The sequence below is a fragment of the Streptomyces sp. NPDC003248 genome, from assembly GCF_055563235.1.
The window spans coordinates 130,198-149,229 of sequence record NZ_JBVHDT010000005.1 but is presented as its reverse complement, the minus strand read 5'-3'; the positions used below and the strand labels follow the sequence as shown (position 1 = coordinate 149,229).

The window sequence follows — 19,032 nt, the reverse complement described above, 5'->3', positions numbered from 1 at the left end:
GCGCCGGCGCGCGCATCCGGCGGCTACCAGCCCGTGGCCCGCGTCTCCGCCTCCTCCTCCCACTCCACCGTCACCACGATCTTGCCCTGGGTGCGCCCCTCCTGGCTGGTGCGGTGGGCTTCCGCCGTGCGGTCGAGGGGGTAGGTGTGCGAGACGTGGACGGACACCGCGCCCTGTTCCGCCAGTTCGCCCAGCCGGGCAAGGTCCTCGGTGTCGGGGCGGACGAAGGCGTAGCGGCCGCCGTAGTCGACGACGTCCTCGTCGGCGATCGAGACCAGCCGGCCCTCGGGGGCCAGCAGGTTGGCGGAGGTCTTCAGGGTGTCGCCGCCGACGGTGTCGAAGGCCGCGTCGACGCCCTCGGGGGCGAGGCCCCGCACGCGTTCGGCCAGGCCCTCGCCGTAGGTCACGGGTTCGCCGCCGAGGGAGCGGACAAAGTCGTGGTGGGGCTCGCTCGCGGTACCGATCACCCGGGCGCCCAGGTGGCGGGCGAGCTGGACGGCGATCGAGCCGACGCCGCCCGCGGCCGCGTGGACCAGGACGGTCTCGCCGCGCTTGACCTGGAGGGCGCGGGTCATCACCTGGTAGGCGGTCAGGCCCGCCAGGGGCAGCCCGGCGGCCTCCTCCCAGGTGAGGTTGCGCGGTTTGCGGGCGAGGGTGCGCACCGGGGCGGCGACGTACTCGGCGAAGGTGCCGCGGGAGAGGAAGTCCTCGCGGACGTAGCCGATGACCTCGTCGCCGACCGAGAACTCCGTGACGGACGCGCCGGGCCGGACCACCACGCCCGCGACGTCCCAGCCGGGGATCACGGGGAACACGGCGTCGAGGATCCCGTCGAGCAGGCCCTGGCGGCACTTCCAGTCGACCGGGTTGACGGCGGCCGCCCGCACCTTGACGAGGACCGCGTCGGGGCCGACCTTCGGGTCGCGCACCTCCCCGTACTCGAGGACCTCGGGACCGCCGTACCGGCTGTAGCTGATGCCCTTCATGCCACCGACCCTCCGGGGTACTCGAACGCCACGCAAGCCCGGACGCCCCGGCATGTGCCGTTCGCGTGGCGGCCCGGCCGTCGTCCACCCCGTACCCCCGAAGGTGAGCACCATGACCACCCCCCACCAGGAACACACGGCCCACACGCATCTGCACGGTCCGGACTGCGGGCACACCTCGGTCCCGCACGGCGACCACGTCGACTACGCCCACGACGGGCACCTGCACCGCGAGCACGGCGGCCACTGGGACGAGTGCGAGCCCGGCGGGCACATGCCCCACGAGGGACACGAGCACCGGCACGGCGAGGGCTGCGGGCACGCGCGCGTGGTCCACGGCGACCACGCCGACTACCTGCACGACGGCCACCGGCACGCCGAGCACGAGGGGCACTGGGACGACCACTGAGCCGTCCGGCGCGCGGCGCGGCGGTGGGCGGCGGGGCCACCGCGGTTCCCCGCCCGGAGCGCCGGGAGCAGCCGTCCGCGGGTGGCGCCGATCACGTTGGGCACCGCCTCTGGACTGCATACCGACCGGTCGGCATCATGGGGCAGGTCTCGTTGACCCGTCCGTAGGAGCGACGCATGAGCCCCGACCACCCGCCCGGACTCGACCTCGACCGGCTGCGCACCCTGCTCGACCGCGAGCGGCCCGGTCTGGTCCACGGCCCGCTCGGCGGCCGGCTGATCGAGGGCGGACGGTCGAACCTCACCTACGCGGTCTCCGACGGCGAGGCGCGCTGGGTCGTCCGGCGGCCCCCGCTCGGCCACGTCCTGGCGACCGCGCACGACATGCGGCGCGAGCACCGGGTGATCAGCGCCCTGCACCCGACCAGCGTGCCGGTGCCGGCGCCGGTGCTGCTGTGCGAGGACGAGGAGGTGCTCGGCGCGCCGTTCTACGTGATGGAGTTCGTGGAGGGCACGCCCTACCGGACCGCCGAGCAGCTCGCCCCGCTCGGCCCGGAGCGCACCCGGGGCGCCGTCCTGTCGCTGGTGGACACGCTCGTGGAGCTGCACGCGGTGGACCCCGCCGAGGTGGGTCTCGGCGACTTCGGCCGCCCCGAGGGCTTCCTCGACCGCCAGCTGCGGCGCTGGGGCAAGCAGCTGGACGCCTCGCGCAACCGGGACCTGGCGGGCATCGACGAACTGCACGCGGCGCTCGGCCGGGACCTGCCCTCCTCCCCCGCCCCCACCGTCGTGCACGGCGACTACCGGCTCGACAACGTCCTGATCGGCGAGGACGACACGATCCGGGCGATCCTCGACTGGGAGATGTCGACGCTCGGCGACCCGCTCACCGACCTCGGCCTGCTGGTGATGTACAGCATGCGGCTCGGGATGCCCGACTCGCCCGTCTCCACCACCGCCGAGGCACCGGGGCACCCGGACCCGGCCGAACTGGTCGAACGGTACGCGGCCCGCTCGGGGCGCGACGTCTCGGCGGTCTCCTGGTACACGGCGTTCGCGTGGTTCAAGCTCGCCGTGATCCTGGAGGGCATCCACTACCGCTACACGCTGGGCCAGACGGTCGGCCGCGGCTTCGACCGCATCGGTGACCTCGTGCCCGTCTTCATCGACCACGGACTGACCACCCTCCAGGAAGGCTGACGCCCATGGACTTCGCGTTCGACGCGCGCACCGAGGAACTCCGCGCCAAGCTGCTCGCCTTCATGGACGAGTACGTGTACCCGGCCGAGGCGGTCGTCGAGGAGCAGCGGGCCCGGCTCGCCTCACCGTGGGACACCCCGGCGGTGGTGGAGGAGCTGAAGGCCGAGGCCCGCCGGCAGGGGCTGTGGAACCTCTTCCTCCCCGACTCCGAGTACGGCGCCGGGCTGACCAACCTCCAGTACGCGCCGCTGGCGGAGATCACCGGCCGCAGCCCGCAGCTCGCGCCCACCGCGCTGAACTGCTCGGCGCCCGACACCGGCAACATGGAGGTGCTGGCGCAGTTCGGCGACGAGCGGCAGCGCAAGCAGTGGCTGGAGCCGCTGCTGGCCGGGGAGATCCGCTCGGCGTTCGCGATGACGGAGCCGGAGGTGGCCTCCTCCGACGCCACGAACATCACCACGCGCATCGAGCGGGACGGCGACGAGTACGTCGTCACCGGCCGCAAGTGGTACATCTCCGGGGCGATGGACCCGGACTGCGCGATCTTCATCGTGATGGGCAAGACGGACCCGGACGGGGCGGACATCCGCCGCCAGCAGTCCATGGTGCTCGTGCCGCGCGACACCCCGGGGGTGACCGTGCGGCGCGCGATGAGGGTCTTCGGCTACGAGGACCACTACCACGGCGGCCACGCCGAGGTGGTCTTCGACCACGCGCGCGTGCCGGTGACGAACCTGATCGGCGAGGAGGGCGGCGGCTTCGCCATCGCCCAGGCCCGGCTCGGACCGGGCCGCATCCACCACTGCATGCGCCTGATCGGCATGGCGGAGCGGGCCATCGAGCTGATGTGCCGGCGGGCGGTGTCCCGCACGGCGTTCGGCAAGGCGCTGGCGCAGCAGGGCGTGGTGCACAACTGGATCGCCGACGCGCGGGTGACGGTCGAGCAGCTGCGGCTGCTGGTGCTGAAGACGGCCTGGATGATGGACACGGTCGGCAACCGGGGTGCCCACACGGAGATCCAGGCGATCAAGATCGCCACTCCCCGTGCGGTGGTCGGCATCATCGACCGGGCGATCCAGCTGCACGGCGCGGGCGGGGTGAGCCAGGACTTCCCGCTGGCCGAGCTGTACGCCGGGGCGCGGACGCTGATGCTCGCCGACGGGCCGGACGAGGTGCACCAGCGGTCGCTGGCGCGGCGGGAGCTGAAGAAGTACGCGTGACCGTCCGGGGGCGGCCGGGGGTTCCTCGCCCCCGCCGCCCCTTCCCGTCCCGACCCGGGGGGCTCCGCCCCCGGACCCCCGGCCCGTGCCCACCCACCACCCGACTCGCTCGGAACAAGGGCGGGCGAACACAGCCCGTCCGGCGTTTGAGGACGAGGCCCGTCCAGGGCCGAAACGGGGGTCTGGGGGCGTGAGCCCCCAGGTACGGGACGGGAAGGGGCGGCGGGGGCGATGCGAGCCGCCGCCCGCTACGGGCGCAGGGCGCGCAACAGGAGGTCGGCCAGGTGGTCGGCGACCTCCTGGGGGCTCATCGGCCCGTCGGGGCGGTACCAGGTCGACAGGTGGTGGACCGAGCCGAAGTGGTAGTCCACGACCAGGTCGGCGGGGGTCGCCGTGGAGAACACCCCGGCCTGCTGGCCCTCCTCGACCAGGGCGCGGAAGCGTTCGTGGTAGCGGCGGCGCTCGGCACGGACCTGCTTGTTCTTCTCGGGGCTCAGGTGGTGCATCGAGCGGAAGAAGATCGACGCGTCGTCGAGGTTCTCGATCGTCGTGACGACGACGTCCGCCGCCGCGTCCCGCAGCCGCTTCTCGATCGGCTCGTCGGCGCCGGCGAAGGCGTCCAGCCGCTCCTGCTGGACGCGCAGCACGCGCGCGTACACCTCGTGCAGGAGGTCGTCCTTGGAGCCGAAGTAGTGGTAGAGCGCCCCCTTGGTGACGCCGGCCGCCTCGACGATCTCCTGCACGGAGGTGCGGTCGTAGCCCCGCTCGGCGAAGAGCCGGGTGGCGGCGGCCAGCAGCCGCTGCGGCACGGGTGTCCCGTCACCGTCCGTCGTCCTGGGCACTGCCGCCACCTGCCTTTCTCGATGCTGTCCGGGCTTCTGCCTCACCGGCTGTCGTGCGCGCGGGAACGCAGTTCCCGACGGAGGATCTTGCCACTCGCCGTTTTGGGCAGGTCGGGCAGGATCTCCACCTGTCGCGGGTACTTGTAGGCGGCCAGTCTCTCCTTGCAGTACACCGCGAGTTCGTCCGGGTCCGTGTCGGCGCCCGGGCGCAGGCTGATGTACGCCTTGACGGTCTCCCCCCGGTAGCCGTCGGGCACCCCGACGACGGCCGCCTCGCGCACCGCCGGGTGGGTGTACAGCACGTCCTCGACCTCGCGCGGCCAGACCTTGAAGCCGGACGCGTTGATCATGTCCTTCTTGCGGTCGACGACGTAGAGCCAGCCCTGTTCGTCCATGAAGCCGATGTCGCCGGTGCGCAGTTCGCCGCCGGGGAAGGTGTCGGCGGTGGCGTCGGGGCGCCGCCAGTAGCCGGGCACGACCTGCGGCCCGCTCACGACGATCTCGCCCTGCTCCCCGAAGGGCACCTCCTCGCCCCGGTCGTCGACGATCCGTACGACGGTGTCGGGGCCGGGCACGCCGACCGCGAGCGTCCCCGACACCGGGTCGACCGGCGCCTCCCGGTGCGGCGGGACGGAGGCGCAGGGGGCGGTGCACTCGGTCAGGCCGTAGCCGTTGCGGAGGTACGGCCCGAAGCCCGCCCGGAACTTCTCCACCAGGGCCGGCGGCAGCGGGGCGCCGCCGGAGGAGATGTTGACGAAGGAGGAGAAGTGGTCGCGGGTGACGTCCGGGTGGGCGGCCAGCGCCATGAACGCCGTGGAGGGGCCGACGGTGTAGTGCGGGCGGTGCTCGGCGAACGCCTCCAGGACGACGCCCGCCTCGAACCGGTAGGTCAGCACGAGCGTGCCGACGCTGTTCACGCAGGCGGCGAGCTGGCAGACCATGCCGGTGATGTGGAAGAGGGGCGCGAGCGCGTAGTAGACGGGCGCCTCGGGCAGGCGCAGGCCGGTGCGCTGCCGTTCGGCGTTGTGCATGATGTTGGCGTGGGTGTTGACGGCGCCCTTGGGGGTGCCGCTGGTGCCGGAGGTGTAGCTGATCAGCGCGGCGTCGGAGGCGGCCGGGGCGCGGTCCTCGGGGGCCCGGTGGCCGGCGCGGGCGACGGCGGTGAGGTCGTCGGCGTCCGGCGCCTGCGGGAGCCGTTCGAAGGTGAGCACGCGCGTGTCGCCCCGGGTCTGGAAGTCCAGCTCGCAGCCCGTGAGCACGATCCGCACCGGCGAGTCGGCGGCCGTGTCGCGCAGGTACGACTCCCAGGCGCGGTCCGAGCAGACCAGCGCGGCGACCTCGCCGTCCCGCAGGACGTGGGCCACCTCCCCCGCCTTGTACATCGGGTTGACCGGGACGACGGTCGCGCCCGCCTTCCAGGCGCCGAGGACGGCGAGGACGAAGTGCGGGGAGTTCTGGAGCAGGACGGCGACCCGGTCGCCGCGCTCCAGGCCGCGGGCGGCCAGGTGGCCGGCGATCGAGTCGCTCAGCTCGTCCGCCTCGCGGTAGCCGATCCGTCCGTCGAAGTAGGTGAGGAAGGTGCGCTCCGGGGCCTCGGCGACGGCCCGGCGCAGGGCGTGGACCAGGGACACGTCGGGGTCGACGGGGGCGCGCTGGGCCTCGTCGAGGAGGGCCAGCCAGGGCTGGGCTGCGTAGCGTGACGCGGTCACCGTGCGGTCTCCCACTTCTGCTGGATGTGGTTCATGGTCGCCAGCCAGCGCTCGGGGTCGGCGGCGCGGGCCTGGTAGTACCCGGCGACCTCGGGGTGCGGGAGGATCAGGAAGCGGTCCTCCTCGATGCCCTGGAACAGGGCGTCGGCCACCGCCTGCGGTGCGATCGCGGTCGCCCTGAGCACCAGGTCGCCCGCGCTGCCGGCGGCGTCGAGCATGTCGGTGCGCACGCCCTGCGGGCAGATGGCGTGGACCTTGATCCCGCGGTGGCGGTAGGTCAGCGACAGCCACTCGGCGAAGGCGTACGCGCCGTGCTTGGTGACGCTGTAGGCGGCCGCGCCGATCATGGTGAGCAGTCCGGCGGCGGAGACGGTGGAGACGAAGCGGCCGGCGCCGCGCTCCAGCCAGTCCGGGAGCAGGGCGTGGGCGGCGCGGACGTGGGCCATGACGTTGACGTCCCAGGACACCGTCCAGGCGCGCTCGTCGAGCGGCGCTCCGGCGTCGGCGCCGTCGAAGGCGACGCCCGCGTTGGCGCAGTAGACGTCGACGGTGCCGCCGAGGGCGTCCCGGGCCTCGGCGACGATCGCGGAGGCGTCGCCGGGGAGGGCGGTGCCGCCGATCTCGTCGGCGACCGCCTTCGCCCGGTCGGCGTCCAGGTCGTTGACGACGACGCGGGCTCCCTCGGCGGCGAAGCGGCGGGCGAGGGCGGCGCCTATGCCGCCTCCGGCTCCGGTGACGACGACTCCGGCACCCTGCACGGCTTGCACCATCGGTCTCCTTCGACGCGACTGCGACACGACTGCGGCACGGCACGACACGACTGCCGCAGGACACGGCGTGCCCGGACGGGCGTGCGCGGCACGGCGTGCGTCGGCTCTGCTGTCGCGTCAGACTAACCGGTCGGTATGTTGCAGGGAAGGGTGGACGCGGGACACATCCTCCATGTGCCTCTCCCGACGGGGTCTCCTCGCCGCCACCGCCGTGGCGTCCCTGCCCGCGTCCCGCGCCGACGCCGCCGAGCGCCACGGGCGGCCGAGAACCGGTTTCGAACGCCTCGCCGACGACGGGTACGCCCTGCTGCGCGGAGCGCGCGTCGGCGTGGTCACCAACCCCACCGGTGTCACCCGAGACGTCCGGCACGTGGTCGACGTGATGCACGCCGACCCCCGTGTCCGTCTCACGGCCGTCTTCGGTCCCGAGCACGGCTTCCGGGGCACCGCGCAGGCGGGCGGCTCCGAGGGCCGGTACGACGATCCGGCGACCGGGCTGCCCGTGTACGACACGTACCTCAGGAGCGGCCGGCCGCTCGCGGACGTCTTCGCCGCGTCCGGCGTCGACACGGTCGTCTTCGACGTCCAGGACGTCGGCGCCCGCTTCTACACGTACATCTGGACGCTGTACGACTGCATGGCGGCGGCGCGCCTGGCGGGCCTGCGGTTCGTGGTGCTGGACCGGCCGAACCCGGTGACCGGGCGGACGGCGCTGGGGCCGGTGCTGCGGCCGGAGTTCGCGAGCTTCGTCGGGCGGCGGCCGATCGCGCAGGCGCACGGCATGACGGTCGCGGAGCTGGCCCGGCTGTTCAACGGGGAGTTCCTGGAGGCGCCGGTGGAGCTGGACACCGTGGAGATGACCGGGTGGCGGCGGTCGCAGTGGTACGACGCGTCGGGGCTGCCGTGGGTGCCGCCGAGCCCGAACATGCCGACCCCGGACACGGCCCTCGTGTACGCGGGGACCTGTCTGTTCGAGGGGACGAACCTGTCGGAGGGGCGGGGCACCACCCGGCCGTTCGAACTGCTCGGCGCGGAGGGGATCGACGGGCGGTGGGCGGCCGCCGTGAACGGACTGGAGCTGCCCGGGGCGGACTTCAGGGAGGCGTACTTCACGCCGTCCTTCGACAAGTTCCGGGGCCGGACCGTGGGCGGGGTGCAGATCCATGTGCGCGACCGGGACGCCTTCGACCCCGTCCGTACCGGTGTCGCCCTGCTGGTGACGGCCAAGCGGGTCTGGAGCGGCTTCGCGTGGCGCCCGGACCACTGGATCGACCGGCTGACGGGGTCCGCCCGGGTGCGCACGGCGATCGACGCGGGCGCGGACGTGGACGAGGTGGTGGCGGGCTGGCAGGAGGAACTGGCCGCTTTCCGGCGGCTGCGGAGCGGGTACCTGCTGTACGGGTGAGCGGGCCGGGGCGGTACCCGTGGTGGGCCGTGTCCGCGACGACACGGCCCGCCACGGGCCCCGGCCCCGGCGTGGGTTCAGCGGTGTGCGGTGAACTCCACGACCTGCTGGTAGGTGGGCCGGTTCTGCCAGCTGACGGCGCCGTGCTCGATGCCGCCGAGGGCGCGCTGGACGATCGAGTCGGCGCACCACTGGTCGCCCGCCGCGCAGAGGTCGTCACCGGGGTAGACCTGGGCCGCGGTCCGGCCGGCCGCCGTCTTCAGCGTGGTGATCAGGACGTCCCGGCAGGCGCTGAGGCTGCCGCCGCCGCAGTACGTGCGCGCCAGCGGGCCCTGCACCGGTTCGCCGAGCACCGCCCGGATGTCCTTGTCGACATAACTCCACCAGCCGTACTGGAAGGCGCTCCCGGCGTGCGCGCCGGTCGGGCCGTGGGCGGCCGACGGGGTCTCGTCGACGGGCAGGTTGGCGGTGAACGCGGTGTACAGCCCCGTGCCGAGACCCGGTTCGAACTCGGCCCGCACCAGCAGCGGCCACCAGGCGTCCAGGATGCGGATCGCGTCGGCGTCGGCGTACGTCTTCGAACCGGCCGTGGTCTCCGTGCGCTTGCCGTCGGCGGTCAGCCAGGCCTGGAGCTTGCTCACGGCCGACGCGGCGGTGGTGTCGGTGACCGGCGAGCTGTTGATCACTTTCAGCAGGTCGGGCAGGACGTCCTCGGCGCGCAGGTCGGTGAGGGCCGCGTCCGCCATGGCCTTCACCAGGGCGGCACGGGTGACGCCGCCGGCCTGGACCAGCTTCTTCACCCGGGTCTCCAGGAGGTCGCCGCGGTGCACGGACCCGTCGCCCCAGGGCGCGGTCGCGTAGTCATCGGCCTGTTTGTTGTTCCAGGAGATGTAGTAGTCCTGGTCGATGGAGTGGGGGTGCGCCGAGGCCGGGGTGTACTCGGCCGTGTTGGTCGCCGGGTCCCAGTTCCGCCACTCGTACGCGGACCGCGCCCACGCCGGGAGATCGGCGTCGACTCCGGTCGCGCGCACCGGGTTGTCGCCGCTGTTGTAGTACGCGGTGTGTTCGGCGTCGGCGTAGAACCAGTTGAAGGTGTAGTTGATGTGCTGCACCGCGGTCTGGAAGGTCTGCGGGCTCGTGACGTGTCCGGGGTCGTTGAGCATCTGGAAGCCGATGATGGAGTCGACCTCGTGCAGGAAGGACGAGCGCAGGGTGGTGTAGGCGACCTTCGTGCCGCCGACCGTCGCCCGGTGGGTGACGGGGCCGTACGCGGTGCGCCAGACGCGCATCGTGTACGAGCCGGCCGCGGTGCCGTCGGCCGTGGTCGGCGTCCAGGCGTTCTTCTGTTCGACCTTCTCCATCGCCGTGCAGGTGCCGCGGTACAGGTAGTGGTGGTCGTCCTGGCAGAGCTCGACTGCGTAGGTGTCGATGACGTCCTGGCCCGAGGTGGTGGCGCTCCACGCGTAGTCCTGGCCGCGGCCGAGCTCGACGTACATGCTCAGGCCCGCGAAGGAGGCGCCGCGGGCGCTGATGCCGGGACCCTGGATCTCCTGGAGCAGCAGCAGTTGGGGGGCGAAGTAGCCGGTCTGCGGGCCGAAGACGGCGATCGGGTGGCCGCTCGCGGTGTGGTCGCCGCCGACCACGAGGGCGTTGGACATGCCGCGCCGGGCGGAGGCGAGGGCGGTGGCGGCGGCCGTGGCGGAGGCGGTCGTCGCGGTGGCGGCGGCCGCGCTGCCGGTGCGGTCGTACACCAGCGGCTCCTCGGTCACCGAGCCGGCGTCGGGCAGCGCCAGGCCCTGCGGGTCCTCGGGCCGGACGGCGTAGGGGAAGCTGCTGCCGTCGTGGAGGGTCGTGACGGCCTCGGGGTCGTCGCGTTCGCGGAAGGACTCCCAGACCTCGGTGCCCTCCTCCACGCCGTACCGTTCCTGCGCCGCCAGCAGGGAGATCGCGTTGGCGACCTCGCCCCCGCCGCCGGAGCCGAAGAGGGCGCCGACCACCGAGGCCAGCGCCACCAGGTCGGTGACGGTGAACGGGTCGATGGTCCCGGCGTTGGTGATTGAGTCCTTGTGACCGGTCAGGACGTATTCACCGGGGAAGTAGCGGCCGCTGTCGGAGGCGTCGATGTAGGCGTTGATGCCGTCCAGGTAGGCCTCGGCGTCGGCCAGGGCCTGCTGCCCGCGGGCGCCGTTGCCGGCCACGGCCTCGTCGATCTGGGCCTGGAGGTCGGCCTCGGTGTAGGGGGCGTTGCGCCAGAACTGCTGCTCCAGCCCCTGGTTGGAGGCGGCGCCGCCCGCGAAGGAGGTGAGCTGACCGCGGCCGACGTGCCGGAGGACGTCCATGAGCCACAGCCGGTCCTCGGCCGCGGCATAGCCGGCACCGAACTCGGTGCCGTACCTGGTGGTACCGGTGATGTGCGGGACGCCCGTCTTCTTGTCGCGGACGATCGTGACGTCGCCGCGGCCGGCGGGACTGACGGTGGAGGCGACTTGATCGGCGGGAACCCCGAACGACGCGTCGTTGAAGAACGTGTTGATCGTGGCGTTGGTGAGGGTGGACTGGCCCTTGGCCAGGGCGGCGTAGGGGCCGAGCTGGTCCTCGGCGTGCGCGGGCTGGGTGCCGAAGGCCTGGTGGAGCAGGATCTGGGCGAGGGTGGCGTTGCCGTTCTCGCCGGGCGGCAGGATGTCGGAACACTGGCCGCCGCAGTGGTCGTTCGCGGCCGCGGCCACGGCCTCGGCCTCGGCGGCCGCGGCGGAGCGGGGCGCCCCGGCGACCGCCGCCGCCGGGGAAAGAGGTGTCAAAAGACCGGCCAACAGGACGCATACGGATGCGGTCTTCAGGAACCCGGGGAATCTGCCGGGAGTTCTCAGTTCGTCGAGGGCGGTGCGTGGGGTTCGCCGTGGCATCGGCAGCTCCTCGCGACGGGGGTGGCCGGAAGGTTACCGCCGGTATCCCCGGGATTGAAGATGAACATGCGTCACTTTTGGGAGTCGCCTCATCCGGCTCGTGGGACGGCACCGGACATCGGACGGAGCCGAGGGGAGCCGAATCGCGTGTCGATACGTCTATTCGACGACGTCGTGCGAAGTCCGCGCGATGCACGCCGAAGTGACCGAAGTGCAGGTGCAGATGTGACGGAGGTGCAAGGCGATGGCCGGTTTCCGGAGTCTGGCGAGACAGGTGCGCGACCCGCGGTGCGATCTGGCGCTGCGGCGGTACTCACTGCGCAAGTGCCTTGAACGGTTCGCCCCTTACGGCCACAGGGCGACCTGGGACCATCTCTGCTCCCGGGCCGGTTTCGGCCCCGAGGACCGCTCCCCCGACCCGGCGCGGCTCGTGGCCGCGCTGGAGGAGCTGGAGGAGGCGCGTGCGGTGTGGCTGGCCTACGAGGTCGAGTTCGCCGAGCGCCGCAGGAAGGAGAAGCACGACGGGCTGCGCAGGCCCGGCAGTGTGGACGACTGGCACCGGCTGACCTGGGGCGGTTTCGGTGTGGCGTGGTGCGACGACCCGCGGGTGCACCCCCGTGAGCCGCTGGCCGAGGTACTGCGCCGGCTGATCGCCGCGCTGGAGCGCGTGCCGGGCTCCGGCTGCCCGGTGTGCGGCGGCGAGCGGCTGGTGTGGAAGTACGGCCTGGACCACGAGCCGTCGGCGGGTCCGGTCTGCACGGACTGCGGGATACTCGTGCCGCGGCCCGTGCTCACGCCCGACGCGCTGACGTACGCCCGGCGCGGCGGACGACTGCTGGTGTCGGCCTGAGAGGACGACGGGGGTGCGTCGGGGACGCCGCACCCCTGTGTCACCGCACCCCGCCGTGTCACCGTCCCGCGTGTCGCCCCGCGGCCCCTTGCCGCCGGTCCCCGCCCGGGGCGGCTGTCACCATCGGGACATGGCGCGGGTGCGTCGGAACGGCACGCGGGGCGTGGGGCGGGGCGCGGGGCGCGGGGCGCGGCCGACGGTACGGCGGTACCGCTGACCCTGGAGGCGGCGGCTCGGGCGGCGGCGGAGACCGTCGCGGCGGTCCCAGCGGGCGCGGCAAGCCCCACGGGCGCGGCAGGCCCGACGGGCGTGACAGGCCCGGCAGGCGCGGTGGGCCCGGCAGGCGCGGTGGGCCGAAGGGGACGACGTTAGCAGCGGCTAAACGGGTCGCTCCACCCCTTTGCCGTGGCCACAGTGGGGGCGATGAGACGTCCCTGAGGTCCTGAAGGAGCCACCGCATGTCGACGCTGCGCGTCACCGCCGAAGTGCTGACCGTCCATGACCACCCCAACGCCGACGCCCTCGAACTGGCCCAGGTCGGCCTGTACCGGGCCGTCGTCGCCAAGGGCGCCTACCGCACCGGCGAGCCGGCGGTCTACATCCCCGAGCAGGCGGTGCTCCCGGCCGGGCTCATCGAGGAACTGGGGCTGACCGGGCGGCTGGCGGGCGGCAACGCGGACCGGGTCAAGGCCGTACGGCTGCGGGGCGAGCTGTCGCAGGGCATCGTGTGCCGGCCGAAGGCGCTGGCGGACGTCGACCTCGCGCGGGCGGCGGCGGAGGGCACCGACTTCGCCGAGCGGCTCGGCATCACCAAGTGGGTGCCACCGGTCCCGCCGACGATGAACGGGGAGGTCGAACCGGCACCGGAGCTGTTGCCGTGGGTCGACATCGAGAACGTCCAGCGCTACCCCGACGTCTTCCGGCCCGGCGAGCCGGTGGTGGTCACCGAGAAGCTGCACGGGTCGGCGTGTCTGCTGACGTACGTCGCGGACGAGGGGCGGGTGTCCGTCTCCTCGAAGGGTTTCGGCGCGCGGTCGCTGGCGCTGAAGGAGGACCCGGGGAACCTGTACTGGCGGGCCGTGCGGCTGCACGGTGTCGCCGAGGCGGCGGCGCGGATCGCCGAGCGGCTCGGCGCCCGGCGGGTCGGCGTCTTCGGCGAGGTGTACGGGGCGGGCGTGCAGGACCTCACCTATGGCGCCGACGGCCGCCGGGACACCCTCGGCTACGCCGTGTTCGACGTGTCCGCGGAGATCGGGGGCGCGGTGCGGTGGCTGGACACGGCGGAGGTGTCGGCTCTGCGGAACGAACTGCCCCTGGTGCCACAGCTGTTCGTGGGCCCCTACGACAGCGCACGGGTGCTGGAGCTGGCGAACGGACGGGAGACGGTGTCCGGGCGCGGGCTGCATCTGAGGGAGGGCGTGGTGGTACGGCCGGCCGTGGAGCGGTACAGCGCGGTGACCGGCGGGCGGGCGATCGTGAAGGCGGTGAGTGCGGCGTATCTGACGCGGAAGGGCGGTACGGAGTACGAGTAGGGGCGTGCTCGGGGTGAGCCGCGCCGGGTGAGTGCGGGGTCCCGGGCGGGGCGGTGCCCGGTGTCGGGGCTCGGGGGGGGGGATCGCGCGGCCCGGCGCCGGCGGGGTGCCGCCGCGCCCACCCGTGCCGCCCCGCGGCACGTATGCCCGCGGCTGGACGGAGCGGTGCGCGGCCGGGCGGCGCGCGGGCTCGGGCTGTCAGGCGCAGCCGTTCGTGGGGGGCGGGGCGGTGGTCGTGGGGGTCTTCGCGCGCTGCTCGGTGTCCGTGGGGCCTGCCAGCAGGCTGGAGCCCGACCGGCGTTGGCCGAAGGTGTCGTCGGGGTTGGACAGCACGCAGGTGTCGAGGGAGAGACAGCCGCAGCCGATGCAGTCGGTCAGGTGGTCGCGGAGGCGGTTGAGCCGCTTGATGCGCTCGTCGAGTTCGGTCCGCCAGGCCTCGGAGAGGCGGGCCCAGTCCTCACGGGTGGGGGTGCGCTCCTCGGGGAGTTCGGCGAGGGCCTCGCGGATCGTGGCGAGGGGGATGCCGACGCGTTGGGCGGCGCGGACGAAGGCCACGCGGCGGAGCGTGTCGCGGGAGTAGCGCCGCTGGTTGCCCGGGGTGCGGCGGCTGCTGATGAGCCCCTTGGACTCGTAGAAGTGCAGGGCGGAGACGGCGGCGCCGCTGCGGGCGGCGAGCTGGCCGACCGTGAGTTCGTGGATCTTCTCTGGGATCTGGGGCACCTCTCGAAGCCTACCGACCCGCCGGGCGGCACCCGGGTCCGTTGACAGGCCTCTCCCGACCTACCATGCTAAGCAGTCGCTTAGAGGTGACTTCGTGACGCGAGAGAGGCCGCAGACATGGCAGAGCCGAGGATCTTCACGTCCGCCGACGACCTGAGGGCGGCGGTCGGCGAGCGGCTGGGGTACACGGACTGGCTGGAGATCGACCAGAAGCGGATCGATCTCTTCGCGGAGGCCACCGGTGACCACCAGTGGATCCACGTCGACCCGGAGAAGGCCGCCGCCGGGCCCTTCGGCACCACCATCGCGCACGGCTATCTGACCCTCTCCCTGCTGCCGCTGTTCGGACCGCAGCTGATCTCGGTCGAGGGCGTGAAGATGGGCGTCAACTACGGGACGAACAAGGTGCGTTTCCCCTCCCCCGTCCCGGTCGGCTCCCGGCTGCGGGCCACCGCCACGGTCACCGCCGTGGACGACGTCCCCGGCGGCGTCCAGGTCGCCGTCGCCTTCACCGTGGAGCGCGAGGGCGGGGACAAGCCGGTGTGCGTGGCGGAGTCGGTGTCCCGCTACTACCTCTGAGCCCCGCGCGGCGGCGGGGCTACTTCGCCGCCGCCCCCACCATCCGCAGCACGAGGTCGGCGTAGAGCGCGCCGACCTCGTCGGGCGTGCGCGGGCCGTTCACGTTGAACCAGCGGGCCACGTCGATGCACAGGGACAGCACGGCGAGGGTCGTGCCGTGCACGTCGAGCACCTCGAACTCGCCCGCCGCGACCCCTTCCTCGATGATCCCGCGCACCTCGGCGTCCACCTGCCGGCGCAGCGCGAGGATCTCGGCACGGGCGTCCGGGCCCAGGGCGTCCAGCTCGTACTGCACGACCCGCGCGGTGGTGCGCCGCCCGGCGTGCCAGCGGACGAAGGAGCTCACCGCGTCCGCGAGCCGCTGCGCCGCGCTGCCGTCACCGCGGGCCGCGGTGCGCAGGATGTTCAGCGCACGGTCGTGGCCGATGCGGCTGATGCGGTGGAGGAGCTCCTCCTTCGTCTTGTAGTGGATGTAGAGGGCGGCCGGGCTCATGCCCGCGCGCCCCGCGATGTCGCGGGTCGTCGTCGCGTGGTAGCCACGCTCGGCGAAGGCCTCCACGGCGGCGACGAGCAGTCGCCGGGCCGCGTCGGGAGTGACCTCCTCCCACGGCTCGACCTCGCCGCCGGCCGTCTCCTGAGCCGTACTCATCGCTCGTTCGCCCCTCTCGGTACAGGAGCTCCACCATACCGCCGAAGGTGAGCGGTCGCTTAGTGTGCCCGTGTGAGCCGCGGGGGCGGGGCCGGGGTCAGAGCTTCTCGGCGAACGGGTCGTGCTCGGCGAGGAGCTTCTCCAGGCGGGCCTGGTCGACGCGGCTGACGATCCGGCCGGCCTCCTGCCGGTCCCGGACCACCTTCGCCAGGGTGAAGGCGGAGGTCACCAGGTACAGGACCGCGACCGCGAGGAACGCCCGCACCCACGCGTCCGTGTCCAGCCGGTAGATGCCGAGGGCGGTGGCCGCCATGGCGACGGCGAACGAGGCGACGGCCTGGCCGTAGAAGGCCGCCGTGCTCTGCTGCTTGACCGGTGTGTCACTCATGGGGAGAAGCTTCGGCGGGCGCGGCCGGCGGCCGCATCCGCCGTCGTACTCAGACGGCGGCGACGGCTACTCAGAAGGCCGAGACCCCCGTCAGCGCGCGGCCGATCACCAGCTTCTGGATCTGGCTCGTGCCCTCGTAGAGGGTCATCACGCGGGCGTCGCGCAGCAGCTTGCCCGCCGGGTACTCGTCGATGTAGCCGTAGCCGCCGAAGACCTGGAGGGCGTTGTTGGCGGCCCGGACGGCGGCCTCCGAGGCGAAGAGCTTGGCCTTGGAGGACTCGACGGCGAACGGCAGCCCCCGGTCGATCAGGTCCGCGACCCGCCAGGTCAGCAGCCGGGCGGCGTCCACGTCGACGGCGATGTCGCTGATCAGCTCCTGCACGAGCTGGTGCCCGGCGATGGGCTTGCCGAACTGCTCGCGCTCGCCCGCGTACCGCACGGCCGCGTCCAGCGCGGCCTGGGCTATCCCGACGCAGCCCGCCGCGACCGACATACGCCCCTTGGCCAGGGCCGACATGGCGACGGAGAAGCCCCTGCCCTCCTCGCCGAGCAGCGCGGCGGCGGGCACCCGCACGTCCTCGAGGACCAGCTCGGCGGTGGCCTGGCCGCGCAGGCCGAGCTTGCCGTGCAGGGTACGGCGGGTCAGGCCCGGCGTGTCGGCCGGCACCAGGAAGGCGGAGACGCCCTTGTGGCCGGGGGCGTCGGTGGAGCGGGCGAACAGCAGGACGACGTCGGCCCAGGTGCCGTTCGTGATGAACGTCTTGGTGCCGTTCAGGACGTAGTCGGCGCCGTCGCGGACCGCGCGGGTGGTCAGGTTCCCCGCGTCGGAGCCGGTGCCGGGCTCGGTCAGGCCGAAGCAGCCGACGGACGCGCCGGAGGTGAGCTGCGGCAGCCACCGCCGCTTCTGCTCCTCGTCGCCCCAGGCCGCGATCGACTTGGCGACCAGCCCCAGGGACACGGAGACGATGCCGCGCACCGACGAGTCGCCGCGCCCCAGCTCCTCCGTGACCAGGCAGTACGCGAGGTGGTCACCGCCGGAGCCGCCGTACTCCTCGTCGATCGTCAGGCCCAGGAAGCCGACCTCGCCGAGCTTCTTCACGATGCCCCGGTCGACCTCCTCGGCGCGGTCCCAGGCGACGGCGTGCGGGGCGATCTCCCGTTCCACGAGATCGCGGGCGAGGCGGCGCACGGCCTCCTGCTCCTCGCTGAGCCCCAGGTACACCACGAGACCACCTCACTTGAAAGCCGTACATTTAAATTAGCACTGCTAGTTTCTGGGTGCAGCCCTACTATGTGCGCCATGGCCCGACCGCGCAAGCCCCTCCTGAGCACCGACCGCATCGTCGAGACGGCCCGCGCGCTCGTCGACGCGGAGGGGCTCGCGGGCCTCTCCACGCGGCGGCTCGCCGCCGAGCTGGGGGTGAGCGGGCCCTCGCTCTACAACCACTTCCGGACCAAGGACGAGATCCTGGAGGCGGTCGCCGACTCCGTGAGCGCCCGGGTCGACCTGTCGATGTTCGAGGACGGGCGGGAGTGGCGGACCGCGCTGCACGACTGGGCCGTCTCCTACCGGGCCGCCCTGCGCGACCACCCCAACATCGTCCCCGTCCTCGCGCGCGGCCCCGGCCGCCGCCCGGCCGCGCTGCGGCTCGCCGACGCCGTCTACGGCGCGATGGTCGACGCCGGCTGGCCGCCCGCGCAGGCCACCTCGATCGGCGCGCTGATGCGGTACTTCATCATGGGCTCCGCGCTCGGCTCCTTCGCGGGCGGTTTCGTGGGCGACGCGAGCGCGTACGACCCGGCCGACTACCCTCACCTCGGCCAGGCCCACCTGCTGGCCGAGCAGCAGGAGAAGATCGACGAACGGGCCTTCGAGGCGGGCCTCACCGCGCTGCTGGACGGGCTGGCCCAGCAGTACGAGCAGGTGCGGCGGACGGCGTAGCCGCACGACGGGCCCCGCCACGGACGGGGGGCACGCCGGGGAGCACACGGCGGCGGACACGCTGCGGCGCACGCCGAACCGTCCGTGTCCCATGCTGGGAGCCATGACCACCAGGGACCCCCGGGCACCGCTGCTGGCCCGGCTGGCCGGGCTGATCGCCGACGAGACGCGCGCCGCGTGCCTCCTCGCGCTGCTCGACGGCCGGGCCTGGACCGCGGGCGAACTGGCCCGGCACGCGGGCGTCGCCGCGTCGACGCTGAGCGAGCACCTCGGCAAGCTGGTCGCCGGCGGCGTGCTCACCGAGGAGCGGCAGGGGCGGCACCGGTACGTACGGCTGGCCGACGCGCGGATCGCCCAGCTGGTGGAGGACCTGGCCGCGCAGGTCGCCCCCGGCGACGTCGCGGGGCCCCGGAGCCTGCGCGCGTCGAGCGCCGGGTCCGCGATGGCCCGCGGCCGGACCTGCTACGACCATCTGGCCGGACGGCTCGGCATCGCGCTCACCGACGCGTTCACCGCGCGCGGGCTGCTGCTCCAGGACACCGGGTTCGCGCTGACGGACGCGGGGCTGCGGTGGTTCGAGGGGGCCGGCATCACCCTCGACCGCGCGGGCCGCCGCCCGCTGGCCCGGGCCTGCCTGGACTGGACCGAGCGCCGGCCGCACCTCGCCGGCACCGCGGGCGCGGCCCTGTGCCGGCACGCCCTCGACACGGGCTGGTGCGAGCGCATCGGCTCCGAGCGGGCGGTGCGGGTGACGTCGGCGGGCGAGCGCGCGCTGGCCGAACTGCTGGGCATCGACGCGAGGACACTGCGCTGACGGCGGCACCGCCCGCACCCACCGGCGGCGGCCCGCCCGCACCGACGGCTCCGGCCCGGCCCCGGCGACCCCACCGACTGCCCGGCGACACCGACCGCACCGACCGCACCGACCG

The 19,032-nt window shown here is 73.4% G+C and carries 18 protein-coding genes; 9 read left to right on the top strand and 9 right to left on the bottom strand.

Translation table 11 applies throughout. The features are described from left to right. Positions 1-23: 23 nt before the first annotated feature. Positions 24-986 (bottom strand): NADP-dependent oxidoreductase, encoded by a 963-nt coding sequence (locus tag ACZ3KJ_RS14620; RefSeq protein ID WP_467527026.1) that lies wholly within the window; start codon positions 984-986, stop codon positions 24-26. 112 nt (positions 987-1,098) lie between these two features. Between ACZ3KJ_RS14620 and ACZ3KJ_RS14615 the strand changes: the two genes are divergently transcribed. The 3 genes from ACZ3KJ_RS14615 (at position 1,099) to ACZ3KJ_RS14605 (ending at position 3,814) form a co-directional block, all read left to right on the top strand. After that, entirely contained in the window at positions 1,099-1,395 is a 297-nt protein-coding gene (locus ACZ3KJ_RS14615) for a hypothetical protein (RefSeq protein ID WP_467527024.1), read from the top strand. Between the two features lie 176 nt (positions 1,396-1,571). Further along, complete coding sequence (locus tag ACZ3KJ_RS14610) at positions 1,572-2,594, top strand: phosphotransferase family protein (RefSeq protein ID WP_467527022.1); 1,023 nt, start codon at positions 1,572-1,574, stop codon at positions 2,592-2,594. Positions 2,595-2,599: 5 nt separating this feature from the next. Next, positions 2,600-3,814 (top strand): acyl-CoA dehydrogenase family protein, encoded by a 1,215-nt coding sequence (locus ACZ3KJ_RS14605; protein ID WP_467527020.1) that lies wholly within the window; start codon positions 2,600-2,602, stop codon positions 3,812-3,814. A 248-nt stretch (positions 3,815-4,062) separates the two neighbouring features. On the opposite strand, the gene ACZ3KJ_RS14600 is transcribed toward ACZ3KJ_RS14605, so the two are convergent. The 3 genes from ACZ3KJ_RS14600 to ACZ3KJ_RS14590 are packed head-to-tail and all read right to left on the bottom strand — an operon-like array spanning position 4,063 to position 7,135. Beyond that, positions 4,063-4,656, bottom strand: coding sequence for a TetR/AcrR family transcriptional regulator (locus tag ACZ3KJ_RS14600; RefSeq protein WP_389519921.1), 594 nt, complete (start codon positions 4,654-4,656; stop codon positions 4,063-4,065). A 41-nt stretch (positions 4,657-4,697) separates the two neighbouring features. Further along, positions 4,698-6,365, bottom strand: a complete 1,668-nt coding sequence (locus ACZ3KJ_RS14595; RefSeq protein ID WP_467527018.1) for a class I adenylate-forming enzyme family protein — start codon at positions 6,363-6,365, stop codon at positions 4,698-4,700. Continuing rightward, positions 6,362-7,135 carry an SDR family oxidoreductase gene (locus ACZ3KJ_RS14590; RefSeq protein WP_467527016.1) on the bottom strand — a complete coding sequence of 258 codons (774 nt, stop codon included), beginning with the start codon at positions 7,133-7,135 and terminating at the stop codon, positions 6,362-6,364. The genes ACZ3KJ_RS14595 and ACZ3KJ_RS14590 overlap by 4 nt, the downstream gene beginning before the upstream one ends. A gap of 172 nt (positions 7,136-7,307) precedes the next feature. On the opposite strand from ACZ3KJ_RS14590, the gene ACZ3KJ_RS14585 reads away from it, so the two are divergent. After that, positions 7,308-8,540 carry an exo-beta-N-acetylmuramidase NamZ family protein gene (locus ACZ3KJ_RS14585; protein WP_467527015.1) on the top strand — a complete coding sequence of 411 codons (1,233 nt, stop codon included), beginning with the start codon at positions 7,308-7,310 and terminating at the stop codon, positions 8,538-8,540. Between the two features lie 77 nt (positions 8,541-8,617). Here ACZ3KJ_RS14585 and ACZ3KJ_RS14580 read toward each other — a convergent pair whose 3' ends face one another. Continuing rightward, the gene (locus ACZ3KJ_RS14580; RefSeq protein ID WP_467527013.1) at positions 8,618-11,443 is read right to left on the bottom strand and encodes a penicillin acylase family protein; all 2,826 of its coding nucleotides are present in this window, start codon (positions 11,441-11,443) and stop codon (positions 8,618-8,620) included. Between the two features lie 244 nt (positions 11,444-11,687). Between ACZ3KJ_RS14580 and ACZ3KJ_RS14575 the strand changes: the two genes are divergently transcribed. After that, a complete protein-coding gene (locus ACZ3KJ_RS14575) occupies positions 11,688-12,293 on the top strand; it encodes a hypothetical protein (RefSeq protein ID WP_467527012.1) in 606 nt (201 codons plus the stop codon). Positions 12,294-12,751: 458 nt separating this feature from the next. Continuing rightward, complete coding sequence (locus ACZ3KJ_RS14570; protein WP_467527011.1) at positions 12,752-13,825, top strand: RNA ligase (ATP); 1,074 nt, start codon at positions 12,752-12,754, stop codon at positions 13,823-13,825. Between the two features lie 198 nt (positions 13,826-14,023). Here ACZ3KJ_RS14570 and soxR read toward each other — a convergent pair whose 3' ends face one another. Next, entirely contained in the window at positions 14,024-14,545 is a 522-nt protein-coding gene (soxR, locus tag ACZ3KJ_RS14565) for a redox-sensitive transcriptional activator SoxR (protein WP_467527010.1), read from the bottom strand. Between the two features lie 117 nt (positions 14,546-14,662). On the opposite strand from soxR, the gene ACZ3KJ_RS14560 reads away from it, so the two are divergent. Next, positions 14,663-15,124, top strand: coding sequence for a MaoC family dehydratase (locus ACZ3KJ_RS14560; protein ID WP_467527008.1), 462 nt, complete (start codon positions 14,663-14,665; stop codon positions 15,122-15,124). A gap of 19 nt (positions 15,125-15,143) precedes the next feature. Here ACZ3KJ_RS14560 and ACZ3KJ_RS14555 read toward each other — a convergent pair whose 3' ends face one another. The 3 genes from ACZ3KJ_RS14555 to ACZ3KJ_RS14545 form a co-directional block, all read right to left on the bottom strand. Continuing rightward, positions 15,144-15,773, bottom strand: coding sequence for a TetR/AcrR family transcriptional regulator (locus tag ACZ3KJ_RS14555; RefSeq protein WP_467527006.1), 630 nt, complete (start codon positions 15,771-15,773; stop codon positions 15,144-15,146). A 97-nt stretch (positions 15,774-15,870) separates the two neighbouring features. Further along, the gene (locus ACZ3KJ_RS14550; protein WP_467527004.1) at positions 15,871-16,161 is read right to left on the bottom strand and encodes a YiaA/YiaB family inner membrane protein; all 291 of its coding nucleotides are present in this window, start codon (positions 16,159-16,161) and stop codon (positions 15,871-15,873) included. A 70-nt stretch (positions 16,162-16,231) separates the two neighbouring features. Further along, positions 16,232-17,383, bottom strand: coding sequence for an acyl-CoA dehydrogenase family protein (locus tag ACZ3KJ_RS14545; protein ID WP_467527429.1), 1,152 nt, complete (start codon positions 17,381-17,383; stop codon positions 16,232-16,234). Between the two features lie 78 nt (positions 17,384-17,461). On the opposite strand from ACZ3KJ_RS14545, the gene ACZ3KJ_RS14540 reads away from it, so the two are divergent. Both ACZ3KJ_RS14540 and ACZ3KJ_RS14535 read left to right on the top strand, forming a co-directional pair. After that, the gene (locus ACZ3KJ_RS14540) at positions 17,462-18,103 is read left to right on the top strand and encodes a TetR/AcrR family transcriptional regulator (RefSeq protein WP_467527002.1); all 642 of its coding nucleotides are present in this window, start codon (positions 17,462-17,464) and stop codon (positions 18,101-18,103) included. A gap of 103 nt (positions 18,104-18,206) precedes the next feature. Continuing rightward, positions 18,207-18,917 (top strand): ArsR/SmtB family transcription factor, encoded by a 711-nt coding sequence (locus ACZ3KJ_RS14535; protein WP_467527000.1) that lies wholly within the window; start codon positions 18,207-18,209, stop codon positions 18,915-18,917. Positions 18,918-19,032 lie beyond the last annotated feature (115 nt).